The sequence below is a fragment of the Rhizobium oryzicola genome (assembly GCF_030504645.1).
Classification (GTDB): domain Bacteria; phylum Pseudomonadota; class Alphaproteobacteria; order Rhizobiales; family Rhizobiaceae; genus Neorhizobium; species Neorhizobium oryzicola.
In genome coordinates this window covers 54,537-69,677 of the sequence record NZ_JAUKWQ010000009.1, presented here as the reverse complement: position 1 = coordinate 69,677, position 15,141 = coordinate 54,537, and the positions used below count along the sequence as shown (strand labels likewise).

The following is a 15,141-nucleotide window of genomic DNA, read 5'->3' as shown; positions in this document are numbered from 1 at the left end:
CGCCCGCCGCGCGCCCCTTGCCAAGCGCGCGGCCCAGTCCATCTTGCATGAAACGGAACAGCACCATGAGCAGCACCTATGATAACGCCTGGCCGACCGAACTGCGCGTCTCCTCGGACAAGCGTCTGCTGAAGATCAGTTTTGAAGATGGCGGCGCATTCGAATTGCCGGCGGAAATGCTGCGTGTTCTCTCGCCCTCGGCGGAAGTGCAGGGGCATGGTCCCGGTCAGAAGGTCACGGTGCCGGGCAAGCGCGAGGTTTCCATCCGCAACGTGGTGGCGGCCGGCAATTACGCTGTGCGCATCGCCTTCGACGATGGTCACGACAGTGGCATCTTTACCTGGCGCTACCTACGGGAACTGGGCGACCGCGGCGCGGAACTGTTTGCCGAATACGAGCGAGAGCTTGTGGAAAAGGGATTGAGCCGCGACCGGCTCGGAGCAGGACGGCATTGACGCATGGCAGAGGCGAAGAACGAAGACGCCGGTCAACAGGGTGCAAGCCAGGATGCCTGGCTGCGGGATGATCAGGAAGAGCGCACCGTCGGCTTCCCCGAACTGTTCTTCGACCTCGTCTTCGTCTTTGCGCTGATCCAGCTGTCGCATTTTGCTGCCGAGGATTTCACCTATATCGGCCTTTTGGAGGCGGGTGTCATAGCGCTTGCGCTGTGGTGGGTGTGGATCCATACGGCCTGGGTCACGAACTGGCTCGATCCCGAGCATATGCCGATCCGTGTACTGCTCTTCGGCCTGATGTTCCTCGGGCTGTTGATGGCCTCTGCCATACCGGAAGCTTTCGAGCACAAGGGTCTGATCTTTGCGGGTTCCTACTGCTTCATGCAGATCGGGCGGTCCTTGTTTGCCGTCTATGCCTTCAAGGGCCTGTTGCCGGCGGTGCAGCGCAATTTCATCCGCGTCACGCTCTGGTTCTGCTTGTCCGGTCTGTTCTGGATCGGCGGCGCGCTGGCTGGCGAGGAGATGAGGATCGGTCTTTGGATTGCGGCTTTGGCCATCGAGTTCGTGGCGCCCGAGTTGCGCTTCCGTGTGCCGGGTTTTGGTAGATCCAGTTCCGACGATTGGGATATTTCCGGCGACCACATGGCGGAACGTTGCGCGCTCTTTGTGATGATCTGCCTGGGCGAGGCGATCCTGGCGATTGGCCGCAGCTTTTCCGAACAGGATCTCAGCCTGCCGGTGGTCAGCATCTTTGCGGGATCGTTTCTGGCGGCCTCGGCCATGTGGTGGATCTATTTCCATTTCGGTCATGAGCGGGCTTCGGAGGAAATTGAGGAGACGGATGAACCGGGCGAGGTCGCTCTTTACGTCTTCACCTATGCGCATATTCCTGTGGTGGCTGGCATCATTCTGACGGCGGTCGCCGCTGAGCATTTGCTGGCCCATGCGCAAGAGCCTGGTAGTCTTCAGTTGGCGATTGTTATTGTCGGCGGTCCGCTCCTTTTTCTGGCGGGAAACTTCTGGGTAAAGCGCGCCACGACGCATACCTTTCCTCTGTTGCATGCCCTGGGACTGGCCGTTCTGGCGGGATTGGGCATTGTGGCCGCGTCCACCGTGACGGCCTGGGTTGCAGCCGGCGTCCTTCTCGTTCTGCTCGGCGTCGCTGCCGGCGAGTATCGGCGGCTATCGCAGACGCCGGGTGAGGGGCGCAAGCGTGGGAATGCCGATACGGAATTGGGTTGAAGCACGGCAGTCTCCCGGCTAGGTTCGCGCCAGTAGGAGATACGCATGACCATTCTCACCCATGTCGAGCAGCTCGAAGCCATTTACGGCACGTCACCATCGGAAGCCGCTATCGCCAAAGTGACGTCGCGGCTGACGCCCGAATATCGCCAGATGATCGAGGCGTCACCTTTCGTGGCGCTGGCGACCGTGGCAGCGGAGGGGCTCGATTGCTCGCCGCGCGGCGATCTCGGCGGCGTGGTGCGCATCGAGGACGACAAGACGGTGGCCCTACCCGACTGGCGCGGCAACAACCGCATCGACTCGTTGCGCAATATTGTGCGCGATCCGCGCGTCGCGCTGATGTTCCTGATTCCGGGTTCGAGTTCGGTCATGCGGATCAACGGCCGCGCAGTCGTCTCCGTCGATCCGGACCTCCTCAACAGCTTCGAGATGGATGGAAAGCATCCGCGAACCGTTGCCGTGGTGACGATCGACGAGGTCTATTTCCAGTGCGCTCGTGCCGTGATGCGGGCGGAACTCTGGAACCCGGATCGCTTCCTGGAGCCGGCGCAACTGCCGACGCCTGGCATGATGCTGAAATCCGCCAAGGCAGATTTCGACCAGGTCACCTATGATAAGGAATGGGCTGCTCGTGCCGCCGCCACCATGTGGTAGCGGTTACTTCTTGTAGATAAGCCAGCTCTTGCTGGTGTAGTCCTTGCGCATGCCTTCCTCAAAGAAGACGGTGCGGTTGCGCCCGGTGTTCTTGGCGCAGTAGAGGGCTGTGTCGGACTTGCTGTAAAGTTCGCCAGCGTCTTCCGCCTGAGACCCCATGGCAAACCCGATCGAAATGGTGATCGGGCCGTAATCCACGCCGGAACGCGAGTTGCGGAATGGCCTGGTTTCGAGGCTGCGCCGCACGCGCTCGCACAGGCCCATCACTTCTTCCATCGTGTTCCCTTCGATGATGAAGGCGAATTCTTCGCCACCCGTACGCGCAACAAAAATATCCTTGCGCAGTGTGGAGCGGAGGACGGACGCGACGGAAGCCAGGATCTTGTCCCCGACGGGATGACCATAGGTGTCGTTGATCTTCTTGAAGTGGTCGATATCGGCAAGCACCAGAGCGGTGACTGGAAGCTGCATGGAATCGTTGTAGATTGCGGCTAGCTTTTCATCGAATGCACGGCGGTTGGAAAGCCGGGTCAGTGAATCGGTATTGGCGATCCGCTTGTACTCGTCCAGTTCCTTGCGAACTTCGTCGAATTCACGCGAGCGCTGGGCCACACCCTCGGCCGTCTTTTCACCCTGCGCGATCGTCTCGCCGGTTGCCTCCGTCAGGAGGCCGATGGCGTTTCGAACGAGGTCGACCGAGAAGTTGGTTTTCGAATTGATCCGCGTCGCGGTCTCGCCGAGAAGTCGGCCGTAGCTCTCCAGCGAGGTCTGCTCCTGGCGCAGTATGCGCAGCAGGGCGTCGAGTTCGGTGCTCAGGCGGCTATGCGCCTGCTCGATGACGTTCATGCCGCCGCCGCCGATATGAGCGTGGATGAGTTCATCCAGCTCTTCCTGCGTGGCACGCACACCCAGCGCGGCAAGATCCTTTGTCAGTGCAGGATTTGAGCCCAAGTAAGCTTCATAGAAAAGCTGATAGTTGCGCGGAATTGGAGCGACCCCCATCGAGCGCATCGCAACAACAATTTGCGCTCCGACATCAGACGCTTGCGCTTTTTGCGCAACCACCGTGCTCATCCCATTCTCCAGATTGGATTTTATTCACCCCTATGGGCTTATTACTATCGCTAAATTATTTGGGAAAGATTAAAGTTCAATCAACTTAGCGTGGTGCACAAGGATTTCCACTTTATTCTAAAGTGCTAATAGATAAAGATTTTGCTTGCCTGTTTGCAGGTAAATGCAATCTTTGGTTGATTTTAATTGAGCGGTGATCAGATGCGGCGAAACGCCGTCGCGTTTCGCCGATTGAAGTTCAGTTTCACTTCGGTCCGATCATGTTTTCCGGACGGACATGCTGGTCGAATTCCTCATTGGTCAGGTAGCCACCGCCAACGGCTTCCTCGCGCAGCGTAGTGCCGTTTTTGTGTGCCGTCTTGGCGATCTTCGCGCAGATGTCGTAGCCGAGCTTGGTGTTGAGCGCCGTGACCAGCATCAGCGAGTTTTCGACACCCTTCCTGATGTTGTCTTCACGCGCTTCGATGCCGACCACGCAATTGTCGGTGAAGGAAACGGCTGCATCGCCTAGCAGTTGGACCGACTGGAGGAAGTTGTAGGCCATCATCGGATTGTAGACGTTGAGCTCGAAATGGCCTTGGCTGCCGGCGAAGGTGATGGCTGCCTGATTGCCGAAGATATGGGCGCAAACCTGGGTGAGGGCTTCCGACTGCGTGGGGTTGACCTTGCCCGGCATGATGGAGGAGCCCGGCTCGTTTTCCGGCAGCGCCAGTTCGCCGAGGCCGGCGCGTGGACCGGAACCAAGGAAGCGGATGTCGTTGGCGATCTTGAAGAGAGCTGCAGCCGCGGCATTGATGGCGCCATGGGCAAAGACCATCGCATCATGGGCCGCAAGCGCTTCGAACTTGTTGGGCGCAGTCACGAAGGGCAGGCCGGTGATCTTGGCGATTTCTTCGGCCACCTTTTCGGCGAAGCCGACCGGCGCGTTCAGGCCCGTGCCGACCGCGGTGCCGCCCTGCGCCAACTCGTAAAGACCAGACAGGGAGACTTCGATACGCTTGATGGCGGACGCGACCTGCGCGGCATAACCGCCGAATTCCTGGCCGAGTGTCAGCGGTGTTGCATCCTGCGTGTGCGTGCGGCCGATCTTGATGATGTGCGCAAAGGCCTTTGCCTTGGCGTCCAGCGCCGCATGCAGGTGCTTGAGGCTGGGAATCAGATGGCGAACGATCTGCTCGGCGCAGGCAATATGCATGGCCGTTGGATAGGTGTCGTTCGACGACTGGCTCATATTGACGTGGTCGTTTGGGTGAACCGGCTTCTTGGAGCCAATCACGCCGCCCAGCATTTCGATGGCGCGGTTGGAGATCACCTCATTGGCGTTCATGTTCGACTGGGTGCCGGAACCGGTCTGCCAGACGACAAGCGGGAAGTGGTCGTTGAGCTTACCGTCGATGACTTCCTGAGCAGCGGCAATGATGGTTTCGCCGAGCTTGGCGTCGAGGCCGCCGAGCGCGATATTGGCGCGTGCTGCCGCCTGCTTGACGATGCCGAGCGCACGTACGACGGCGAGCGGCTGCTTCTCCCAGCCGATCTTGAAATTGCCAAGGGAGCGCTGTGCCTGCGCGCCCCAGTAGCGGTCGCTCTGGACTTCGATCGGGCCAAAGGTATCGGTTTCGGTGCGCGTGGTCATCGTTCTGCCTCTGTGTGACGCGGGTCGTGTTTCAGGAACGGCAGTCCTGTTACGTCTTTCAAGCGGAGTGCCGTTCGGGCGCGGGAATTACTATACGATTGTCTGGCGACTGCAAGCCGTGAACATGTTGCGTCCCTGCGGCAATCTCAGCGTGCCCCGAAAGACACGCCCGTTAATAATTGCCGATCACGACTCGATGTCATTTTCGTGAGTGGGTGCAACGTCAGTAAAAAATTAACCAATCATTTCTTAAGGTTCTGGCAACGATCAGGCGAAGTTTGGGCGCCTTTCGGAGCCTTTATCATATCTGTTCGTTTACTTTTCACGGCGCGCTGCATCCGCTAGACAGGCGCGGGAATTTATGACAGCCGCTGATTCACGGCTGAAAAAGGTGACGGGGAAGACATTGCCGCTCAATCACAAGAATACTTCGCGTGCCCTTGCTTTGCTCTCGGGCATTTCCTTCTGTGCTATTGGAGCGCAGCCGGCCAACGCCCTGACCCTGATGGAGATGTTGTCCGGCAAACGTCAGCCGAGCATTCAGGAGCAGGTTGAAGGCGCGCGGCCGCAGGCTGCTCAGCCACCGTTGACCCAGAAGGCGATCGATGCAAGCGATCCCGAGCCGCTTCCGAAGGTTTCTGCTCCGAAATACCTGACATACAAGCCGGACGCTGTACGTCCGTTGAAGACGTCGGCTTTCGCGTCGGCAAGCAGCACGGATGCAACGCGCTTCCTGGCTCAGGCTAAGGTTTCCGCGCCTTCCGACGTCGCAACGGCTGTTGAAAACTTTTACGCCAAGAACGCGTCGCCTCTTTGGGTGGAAAACGGCGATGTCTCCGAGCGTGGACGCGCGGTTCTCGCACTGTTCGCCAAGGCGCAGGATTACGGTCTCGATCCTGCAGACTATGCGTTGAAGGCACCGTCGCTGGTCACGTCGAGTGTTAACGACACGCCCGCTGCAACGCCGGTTTCGACCGCGCCGCAGGCAGCTGCCGTTTCTCCGGCCGAGCAGCGCGATCGCGATCTGATGCAGTTTGAGCTGGCGCTTTCGACGAAGGTTGTTCTGTTCGCGCAGGACATGGTGCGCGGTCGCATCGACCCCAACCGCATCTCCGAATATCACGACTTCAAGCGCAAGAACGTGCCTCTGGATGCCGTCCTGGTCTCTGCCAAGGGTGCGCCTGACGTCACTGCCTATCTTGATGGGCTGGCACCGCAGAGCCCCGAATTCAAGGCGCTGCAGGCAGAAATGAAGCGCGTTCGCGCGGAGGCCTCCCCGGCGGCTGCACCGATCACGCTTCCGGAGAACCTTAGTCTCAAGCCCGGTGGCTCCAGCCCGCAACTGGCCAACCTGGTTGCGGCCATTGGTCAACGCGGTTCCGACACGATCAAGGCGCAGCACGCAGCGTTGATGGTGTCCTACCAGAATACGCCGACCTATACGCCTGAAGTGGTTGAACTGGTGAAGGCCTTCCAGAAGGAAGCCGGCCTGAAGCCTGACGGCGTCGTTGGCCGTTCCACCATCCGCGCCATCAGCGGCCATTCCGATGGCGACAAGGTTTCCAAGCTGGCGATTGCGATGGAGCAGGCCCGCTGGCTGCCGGCCGATCTCGGCCAGCGCTATGTCTTCATCAACCAGCCGGCTTTCCGCGTTTATTACCATGAACATGGGCAGGAGCAGTTCTCCATGCGCGTGGTCGTCGGTTCTCCGTCGCACCAGACCTTCTTCTTCCAGGACGAGATCGAGACTGTCGAGTTCAACCCTTACTGGGGTGTGCCGCAGTCGATCATCATCAACGAAATGCTGCCGAAACTGCGCCAGGATCCGAGCTATCTGGATCGCCTGGGTTATCAGGTCGAAGTTTCCGGACGCCCGGTGTCATCGACGCAGGTTGATTGGAGCGCCTCCACGCAGAAGGTATCTGTGCGTCAGCCGCCGTCGAGCGACAATGCGCTTGGCGATCTGAAGATCCTCTTCCCGAACGCGCATGCCATCTACATGCATGACACACCGCAGAAGAGCTTCTTCCAGCGTGATATGCGTGCACTCAGCCACGGTTGCGTGCGTCTTGCCGAGCCGCGCAAGATGGCCGCAGCCGTGCTGGGCATCACCGAAAAAGACGTCAACGACCGTATCGCTCAGAAGAAGAATGTCGCCGTTCCGGTCCCGCAGAAGTTCCCGGTCTACGTTGCCTACTTCACGGCCTGGCCGAACAAGGATGGTAAGGTCGAATATTTCGACGACGTCTATTCCCGCGACGCGGCCGTTATGAAGGCCTTTGCGGCGACCACGAAGGCACGCAGCATCTGATGCATCCTACCCTATGAGATGAACACTCATCGGCCCGAAGAACAGGCGTTCTTCGGGCCGATGCCGTTTCTACTGCGAAACTGGTGCAGCGACCGTGGCAGTTGTCGCTGCCGCCTTGGTCAAGGTCGCGTAATCGGTTGCCGAAATCCCCTTGTCCTTGTGCAGGAAGGCAGCAATCGCCCAGAGAGAATCATCATCGAAGCTATTTCCGAAGGCCGGCATGCCGGTCATTTTGATCCCGTACTTGGCCACATAATAAACCTGATTGGGACGGTTCTTGCGGGTTGCCTTCAAAAGGTTTGGCGCCTCTGGATAGATGCCCGCGCCGATAGGATCGAGCTTCGTCCCCGGCGCACTGTGACAGAGTGCACAATGCTGCTGGTAGAGTGCAGCTCCGGCCAAAACCCTTTCATTTGTTTCCAGGTTTGCCGGAATGGCGATATCATCCGTCCGCGCTTCCATGGCCGATTGATAGGTCTGATGAAGGGCCCAGGTCACCACCGCAAAGTGCGGGCTTGTGGCGCGGTAATCGAAGAGGCCGGAATAGATGAAGCCGAAAGTACCGGCGGTTCCGAGCGCGCAAAGACCGACAATGGCGGCAACGCCAGTTAAGAGTGGTCTTTTCATTATCAATCTCCAAATAGAGCAGGACGTTCATCGAAAAATTGCGAGGTAATGCCTGCGTTGTTTCTAAAATTTCGATCTGGTCCGTCCCTGAGCGGCGACCATTGAGAATGATTCTAAACCCGCCCCGGCAAAGCTCATGTGATTCAGATCAAGCGACCTGGATTGCTTCAAATCGCCGTCACAGTGATCTGTGAGAGGCAAAGCCTGCGAGGTGTTCCATGAAGATCATTGTTATCGGCGGCGGTATTTTCGGTGCCTCGATTGCCTGCCGGCTTGCCATGGCCGGGACGGATGTCACAGTTGTAGAGGCGGGTCCGGAACCGGCTTCGGGTGTGACAGGTCTTGCCTTCGGCTGGGTGAACCTCATTCACTCCGACCCACAGCATAAAGCCTCCTATGCGCTTCGTCAGGCAGCCTTTGCGGAGTGGCAGGACGTGCCGCAGGAATTTCCGGATGCAGTGAGAAGCGCGCGGCGCGGTTCGCTGCTCTGGAAATCTTCTGCGCAAGCAACCGAGCATTTGGTTTCCAATCAGTCCGCTGCTGGTACGTATGTGAGACTGGTGGAACGCACCGAGATTGCGCGTCTTGAGCCGGATCTTCACGAAGCACCCGATGTGGCCGCCTACTTGCCGGATGATTTCGCGTTAAGCCCGCGCGAGGTGGTCCGTTTCTTCCTTGCGAAGGCTGAGGCTGATGGGGCGAGGTTGCGTTATAACTCCCCGGTTTCCGATATCCTTGTTGAGGCGGGCAGGGCTGTTGGTGTCCGGATCGGCAGCGAGCAATTGGCTGCGGATATCATGGTGGTCGCAGGCGGGGCAGGGAGCGCGAACCTGCTGCTACGGCATGTACCTTCACTTGGCTTGCGAACGTCACCGACGATTCTGATGCGCTTTGCTGCGGAGCATCAGGCTATCAGGCAGATCGTTTGCGGGCCGGATCTGGAGGTACGTCAAACATTGGATGGTGAGGTCTTCTCGGCGGAAGGCTATATCGACGATACGCCGCTTAACGGGCCGCAGGCCATTGCGCGCCAGGTTCATGCCAACATTATCAGGCAATTTCCGGGGCTTGGTCAGATCCATCTTCGGTCTGTGGATGTCGGCTATCGACCAATGCTCGATGACGGCATGCCGCGCGTCGGCTTTGTGCCCGGCGTGGAGAAGCTTTATGTGGCCGTCGGACATCCGGGCGTCATACTGGCGCCGTTGGTCGCACGGTTGGCGGCTCGGGAAATCATGGCGGGCGAGCGCTCATCTCTGCTGAGTGCGGCATCCCTGACGCCTTAAGAGGTTATCAAAAATCGATAGATGATTTGGTTGCCTCGGCTTGTGGTCGCGACATCCCTCGCACCTGCCGCTGCGATAGCCTTCGGCCAGAAGGCAAGGGCGGGGGCATTCTTCTCGAGAACGCCGAACTCCCAGCGGCCGGGATGTTGCTGCGTCAGAGCGAGTAGCGCTTGCGCACCAAGACCCTGCCGTCTCGCTTCCGGTACGATGTAGAATTCCGCCATGGAATAATCGGTACCAAGTCCCGAAGGCGACCAGGTGTTGATGAGGGCGAAGCCGGCGATCGCTCCATCGCGACAGATCCAAAAGGGCCAGCGTGTTTGCGTCTCGGTCCAGTAGAGATCGAAGAAGCGATAATCCGGCCCGACATCCGCATAGGCGTTCATTGTCGCCAGATGGTCGGCCAGGAGCTTTCGCAATTCGGCCTTTTCACTCTGCGTGACGATCGTGATTGAGACGGCCACCGCACAGGTCTCAGGCGTTGATGCGTGCAATGACGGCGGTCACCAGATCAGGCGTCAGCTGGTTGAAGTGGCTAATGACGTGGCCGGGCTCAAGGGATGCGACTGGAACATCCGAATAGCCGAAGGTGACGCCGATGGATGCGACCTCGGCATTTTTCGCCGCGAGAATGTCATTGATGCTGTCGCCAATCAGGATGGCGCGCTTCGGATCGCCGCCAGCCCTCTCAATCGTCCCCAGCAGGTGGCGCGCATCCGGCTTTCGCACCGAAAAAGTGTCGCCGCCGGTAATCGCCACGAAGCGATCGGTGAGGCCCATCTTGTCCAGCAGCGGTAGGGCCAGCTGTTCCAGTTTATTGGTGCAGACAGCGAGCTGCATTCCCGCCGCTTCCAACCGATCGAAGGCATCGGTCAGACCTTCATAAAGGCGGCTGTGACCCGGCATATGCGCCTTGTAATGGGCAAGGAAGCGCTCCAGAAGGGGCTCGACCAGCGCTTCGTCTAAAGGTGCACCACGTAGCGCAAAGGCGCGACGGATCATCACGCGCGCCCCCTGGCCGACCAGATGCGTCAGATCGTCGAAGGTCACGGGTTCGAGATCAGCTGCCGCAATGGTGTGGTTGAGGCTTTCGATCAGGTCCGGAGCGGTATCGATCATGGTGCCATCCAGATCGAATACGACGAGCGGTGCAGTCACGGGGCATCTCCGGGTTCATAATATTATCCCCGGATTAAAGTGTGCGAGTGCGAATTGCAAACAAGTCAGAGCTCAAAGCCGGCCTATAACCGACACAAGACCGCAACGGGGGACTTTTGTTTGCGGAAAGGGGCGTGTAAACAGCACTCGGCGAAATTGACGGGAGCTTATGGCGCATGGACGCCCGGGAAATGAAGGTGAAGGCTGCGGAAGCAGCGCTTCAGCATGTCGAAGACGGAATGCGGCTTGGTATCGGCACCGGTTCGACGGCAGATGAATTCGTTCGGCTGCTGGCGGAGAAGGTCGCGGACGGTTTCAAGGTGCAGGGAGTTCCCACCTCCGAGCGCACGGCACGGCTTTGCGTCGAGCTGGGCGTCCCGCTGAAGTCGCTGGACGAGCTTCCCGAACTGGATCTGACGGTGGATGGTGCCGATGAGCTGGATGGCAGTCTTCGCCTGATCAAGGGTGGTGGCGGCGCGCTGCTGCGTGAGAAGATCGTTGCTGCGGCTTCCGCCCGCATGATCGTGATTGCCGATGAGAGCAAGGTGGTCGAAACGCTTGGGCGCTTCCCGCTGCCGATCGAGGTCAATCCCTTCGGATACAAAACCACCCGTATCGCTATCGAAAAGGTTGCGGAACGGCATGGTCTCAGCGGCGAAATCCGGCTGCGCGGGACGGAAGATGGTCCCTTCACCACCGATGGCGGGCACTACATTTTCGACGCATCATTTGGCCGTATTCCTGATGCAGAGGCTCTCGCGACGGATCTCAACTTTATACCCGGTGTCGTCGAACACGGGCTGTTCATCAACATCGCGTCGTTTGCGATCATCGCCGGACCGGCGGGGGCGCGGACGCTGCAGGCGAAATAACGACAGGAGCAACGAATCCATGATCAGACAAGCGGTTCTCGGCCGTGCTGCCGCCCTTGCTTTCCTTCTCGCAGGCGCGACCTTCAGTCTCCCTGCCGCCGCTCAGGACGTTCCGCCGGAACACCTGAAGGCAGCCAAGGACGTCATCGCAGCGCTGAGCGCAACCGAGCGTTTCGATGCTATCCTGCCGAGCCTCGCCGAGCGCCTGAAGAGCGAATACATTCTGGCTTCGCCGAATTATCAGGATCAGATCAGCAAGACCGTGGATGCCGAAGCCCTGGCGCTGGCACCGCGTCGCGCTGACCTGGAAAAGGAAGTGGCGACCATTTTCGCAAAGTCCTTCACGGCTGACGAACTGAAGCAGATTGCAGCATTTTATTCTTCAGAAGTGGGCAAGAAGTATCTGAAGACGCTGCCGCTGGTTCAGCGCGATACGCTGAAGGCTGCCGATATCTGGGCCAACGGTATCTCGCGTGACCTGACCAACCAGAGCACCCAGAAGCTGCGTGGCATCATCGACACAGCCAAGATTCCGGCGGCTGACGCACAGGCTCCGGCCAACCCGGCGCCTGCTCAGGCTGCTGCACCGGCCAAGCCTGCGGCACCGGCTGCCAAGCCTGCCGCGCCCGCTGCCAAGCCTGCGCCGAAGCCCTGATCGCTTTTTAATCGGAATTTGCAAAAGCCCGGTCGCTTCATTGCTGACCGGGCTTTTGTTTTTTGCGCTGCACATCTTATATCAGCGCAGCTTTGAGTCTTTCTGCCCCGAACCAATCTCTTCCAGGAGCCTAGTCATGACCACTTACGATTACGATCTCTTTGTCATCGGCGGAGGCTCGGGCGGCGTCAGAGCAGGGCGTGTGGCGGCCAGCCTCGGCAAGAACGTCGGCATTGCGGAAGAGTTTCGATTCGGCGGTACCTGCGTCATTCGCGGTTGCGTGCCGAAGAAATTGTTCGTCTACGCCTCCCAATATCCCGAGCATTTCGAGGATGCCGAAGGTTTCGGCTGGACTGTCGGCGAGCGCAGCTTTGACTGGAAAGCACTGATTGCTGCCAAGGACAAGGAAATCGCGCGCCTTGAAGGCCTCTATCGCAAGGGGCTGGAAAATGCCGGCGCTGAGCTTCTCGATACGCGCGCCGAACTGGTAGATGCCCATACCGTGCGGCTCGTGAAGACCGGCGCGACCGTGACCGCGGAGCGCATCGTCATTGCCACTGGCGGAAGCGCCAATCCGCATGCGGCGCTGCCAGGCCATGAACTCTGCATCACCTCCAATGAGGCCTTTCATCTGGAAGAGCTGCCACGGTCGATCCTCATTGCCGGCGGTGGTTACATTGCAGTGGAGTTCGCCAATATCTTCCACGGCCTCGGCGTCGAGACGACACTGATCTACCGCGGCAAGGAGATCCTCTCCCGCTTTGATGAGGACATGCGCCGTGGTTTGCACAAGGCGATGGAAGAGAAGGGCATCCGCATTATCCTGACGGATCTGATCGAGGAGGTTGCCAAGGCACCGGAGGGCGGGCTGACAGCGCGCACGCTGAACGGCGCTACGATCCACGCCGATCAGGTGATGCTGGCGCTGGGCCGCGACCCGAACACGAACGGTCTCGGCCTTGAGGCTGCGGGCGTTGCGGTAAACGAACGCGGCGCCATTATCGTGGACGATTATTCCCGCACCAGCGTGCCGCACATCTTTGCGCTTGGCGATGTCACCGATCGCGTCCAGTTGACCCCGGTCGCCATTCATGAAGCCATGTGCTTCATCGAGACCGAGTATCGCAACAATCCGACCAAGCCGGACCACGACCTGATCGCAACTGCAGTCTTTTCGCAGCCGGAAATCGGTACTGTCGGTCTTTCGGAAGAAGAAGCGATCAAGCGCTTTGCTGAGATCGAGGTCTATCGCGCCGAGTTCCGCCCGATGAAGGCGACCTTGTCCGGCCGCACCGAAAAGACGATCATGAAGCTGATCGTCAATGCGGCCGACCGCAAGGTTGTCGGCGCGCATATTCTTGGCCATGAGGCGGGCGAAATGGCGCAGCTTCTCGGTATCACGCTGAAGGCGGGCTGCACGAAGGATGATTTCGACCGGACGATGGCCGTGCATCCAACCGCAGCGGAAGAGCTTGTCACCATGTACAAGCCTTCGTACCGTGTGAAGAACGGCGAGCGGGTGACCGGCTGATTAGCCGGTCAGGCGAGGCGCGTTCACCACTTTCTGGAAGAGGGCCTTCATGGCGTCGGCAATACCTTGGTCGGGTGTGACTTCGAAGAAGTAACCTGTCGACGCGCACGCCTGCATATTTGGAGAGATTTGGTTGGTAAATGGTTTGATCCATTTGCTCCACCAGCTATCTTCTGGAAGAGGCAGGTAGGTCGTATAAAGAACCGCAATCTTGATCCCGTTATCCTTGAGCTTCTGACAGTACGATACTTCCAACGGAGCCTGGCAACGGGTGCTGCCCGATAGCGGTTGCGTGCAATTCGGATTGTTGTAATCCTGCACTCCATCTGCGACGAAAAACAGGATCTTCTGCCGGTCTGCGCTGGTTTTGCCGGTGCCGCCCTTTCCAAGAATATCCTTCATCTTGCTTAGGGCAGTGTTGTAATCCGTGAGCTGATTATTCAGATAGTTGTTGCGCGGAGTCGTCATCAGGTCGACGGCATCCGTCGCCTTGCTGACTTGGGTCATATCTGAGCTGATCTGTGCGACCTGCGTCAGACCCGCCGTATCGGCCGTTGCGCCGAATGTATAGACTGCCATGCGATACTGGCCTGGTGTCTGCGGGTTCTTGACGCTGTCTTGGTCCATCAATGCCTGAGTGGCATCCCGAACGGTATCAATGCGTGTCTGCACGCCTGCCTGCTTGGCAATGTCGTAGGTATTCTGGCTTTGATAATTCGGATCGGTCGTGTGGCAGGCAAACGCACAGCCATCCGATGTGCTTTGCTCCATCAACTTGATGTCATCGGTCGTCGCCGCTAGGCCCATCGAGGGCGTATTGTCCAGCAGCATATAGAAATCCATGAACGCACTGGTCTGGTAAGTGCCCGTTGCCATTCCGCTGAAGGTCATTTGCTTCTGACCTAGGATCTGCATGAAGGTGGTCGGAATGCTCGCCGTGAACTGCAGCGATGACGTCAGGACGTTGCCTGTCTTATTGATGTCGATCTTGACGTTGGAGAGTTCCGCCTGGAGGTTTGATGGAAGCTGTGCCTTGAACAGTCGAATTGCGTCAGGCCCGCCGATACCGATCGTACCGTCACCCGGCATCTGGAGCGCCTGCATAACGGCGGCTGACTTCGTTGACAGCACGCCTGCGGCTGCCGCATCGGCGGCATTCAGCATCTGGCTCCGCTGTTCGACTGCGGTACTTACATCAATCGCGAGACCTGCCACGCCGACAAGCGGAACCACGAGCAACGCGGTCATCATGCCGAAATTGCCCGATCTGTCAGTAAACAGTTTTTTCAATAGCTCCATGGCGCCAACTCCTCGCAAGGAAACCTGACAGCAATGGCATCATGCCACCAAGATGGCGTGCATCCGCCATAGGTAGCCTGTTCTTAACGAGGAGGGGTGATGAATTGCTGAATCTATAAGGTAAAAATTTATATATGATCCATTTCGTGGCGTCGTGACCTGCGCGCAATGGAAGTACGTTTGCTTGGACGATGCTTCTGCTTCATGCGTGCGGATGCGCGATTCTGGCTCGGCGCCTGATTATCTTGATGGTGACACCGTTTTCGGCGCCGTTTCTGCTATGGATATGCTCCCCCCGTTTCGCCCCGCTGCTTCCTCTCCAACTCTATGCAAGCGGTTCA

General features: G+C 58.6%; 14 protein-coding genes. 8 read left to right on the top strand and 6 right to left on the bottom strand.

The features are described from left to right. Positions 1-65 precede the first annotated feature (65 nt). The 3 genes from Q2T52_RS21045 to Q2T52_RS21035 are packed head-to-tail and all read left to right on the top strand — an operon-like array spanning position 66 to position 2,354. The gene (locus tag Q2T52_RS21045; RefSeq protein ID WP_302078825.1) at positions 66-455 is read left to right on the top strand and encodes a gamma-butyrobetaine hydroxylase family protein; all 390 of its coding nucleotides are present in this window, start codon (positions 66-68) and stop codon (positions 453-455) included. 3 nt (positions 456-458) lie between these two features. Next, positions 459-1,697 (top strand): low temperature requirement protein A, encoded by a 1,239-nt coding sequence (locus Q2T52_RS21040; protein ID WP_302078824.1) that lies wholly within the window; start codon positions 459-461, stop codon positions 1,695-1,697. 45 nt (positions 1,698-1,742) lie between these two features. After that, the gene (locus tag Q2T52_RS21035; protein ID WP_302078823.1) at positions 1,743-2,354 is read left to right on the top strand and encodes a pyridoxamine 5'-phosphate oxidase family protein; all 612 of its coding nucleotides are present in this window, start codon (positions 1,743-1,745) and stop codon (positions 2,352-2,354) included. A 3-nt stretch (positions 2,355-2,357) separates the two neighbouring features. On the opposite strand, the gene Q2T52_RS21030 is transcribed toward Q2T52_RS21035, so the two are convergent. After that, positions 2,358-3,428 (bottom strand): GGDEF domain-containing protein, encoded by a 1,071-nt coding sequence (locus Q2T52_RS21030; protein ID WP_302078822.1) that lies wholly within the window; start codon positions 3,426-3,428, stop codon positions 2,358-2,360. Between the two features lie 244 nt (positions 3,429-3,672). Next, on the bottom strand, positions 3,673-5,061 hold the full coding sequence (gene fumC / locus Q2T52_RS21025; protein ID WP_302078821.1) for a class II fumarate hydratase: 1,389 nt from the start codon (positions 5,059-5,061) through the stop codon (positions 3,673-3,675). A 361-nt stretch (positions 5,062-5,422) separates the two neighbouring features. On the opposite strand from fumC, the gene Q2T52_RS21020 reads away from it, so the two are divergent. Beyond that, positions 5,423-7,372, top strand: coding sequence for a L,D-transpeptidase family protein (locus Q2T52_RS21020; RefSeq protein WP_302078820.1), 1,950 nt, complete (start codon positions 5,423-5,425; stop codon positions 7,370-7,372). Positions 7,373-7,441: 69 nt separating this feature from the next. Here the strand turns inward: Q2T52_RS21020 and Q2T52_RS21015 are convergent, their stop codons facing one another. Then, the gene (locus tag Q2T52_RS21015) at positions 7,442-7,999 is read right to left on the bottom strand and encodes a c-type cytochrome (protein WP_302078819.1); all 558 of its coding nucleotides are present in this window, start codon (positions 7,997-7,999) and stop codon (positions 7,442-7,444) included. 218 nt (positions 8,000-8,217) lie between these two features. Between Q2T52_RS21015 and Q2T52_RS21010 the strand changes: the two genes are divergently transcribed. Further along, positions 8,218-9,285, top strand: a complete 1,068-nt coding sequence (locus tag Q2T52_RS21010; protein WP_302078818.1) for an NAD(P)/FAD-dependent oxidoreductase — start codon at positions 8,218-8,220, stop codon at positions 9,283-9,285. On the opposite strand, the gene Q2T52_RS21005 is transcribed toward Q2T52_RS21010, so the two are convergent. Continuing rightward, the gene (locus tag Q2T52_RS21005) at positions 9,282-9,749 is read right to left on the bottom strand and encodes a GNAT family N-acetyltransferase (protein ID WP_302078817.1); all 468 of its coding nucleotides are present in this window, start codon (positions 9,747-9,749) and stop codon (positions 9,282-9,284) included. The genes Q2T52_RS21010 and Q2T52_RS21005 overlap by 4 nt on opposite strands. Before the next feature lie 10 nt (positions 9,750-9,759). Further along, on the bottom strand, positions 9,760-10,443 hold the full coding sequence (locus tag Q2T52_RS21000; protein WP_302078816.1) for an HAD family hydrolase: 684 nt from the start codon (positions 10,441-10,443) through the stop codon (positions 9,760-9,762). Positions 10,444-10,619: 176 nt separating this feature from the next. Between Q2T52_RS21000 and rpiA the strand changes: the two genes are divergently transcribed. The 3 genes from rpiA to gor all read left to right on the top strand — a co-directional run bounded on the left by rpiA (position 10,620) and on the right by gor (position 13,501). Next, positions 10,620-11,315 (top strand): ribose-5-phosphate isomerase RpiA, encoded by a 696-nt coding sequence (rpiA, locus tag Q2T52_RS20995; protein WP_302078815.1) that lies wholly within the window; start codon positions 10,620-10,622, stop codon positions 11,313-11,315. 19 nt (positions 11,316-11,334) lie between these two features. Then, positions 11,335-11,970: a DUF2059 domain-containing protein gene (locus Q2T52_RS20990; RefSeq protein ID WP_302078814.1), complete on the top strand. Its 636-nt coding sequence runs from the start codon at positions 11,335-11,337 to the stop codon at positions 11,968-11,970. Positions 11,971-12,106: 136 nt separating this feature from the next. Next, positions 12,107-13,501 (top strand): glutathione-disulfide reductase, encoded by a 1,395-nt coding sequence (gene gor, locus Q2T52_RS20985; protein WP_302078813.1) that lies wholly within the window; start codon positions 12,107-12,109, stop codon positions 13,499-13,501. On the opposite strand, the gene Q2T52_RS20980 is transcribed toward gor, so the two are convergent. After that, a complete protein-coding gene (locus Q2T52_RS20980; RefSeq protein ID WP_302078812.1) occupies positions 13,502-14,800 on the bottom strand; it encodes a TadE/TadG family type IV pilus assembly protein in 1,299 nt (432 codons plus the stop codon). It abuts the gene before it with no gap. Between the last annotated feature and the right edge of the window lie 341 nt (positions 14,801-15,141).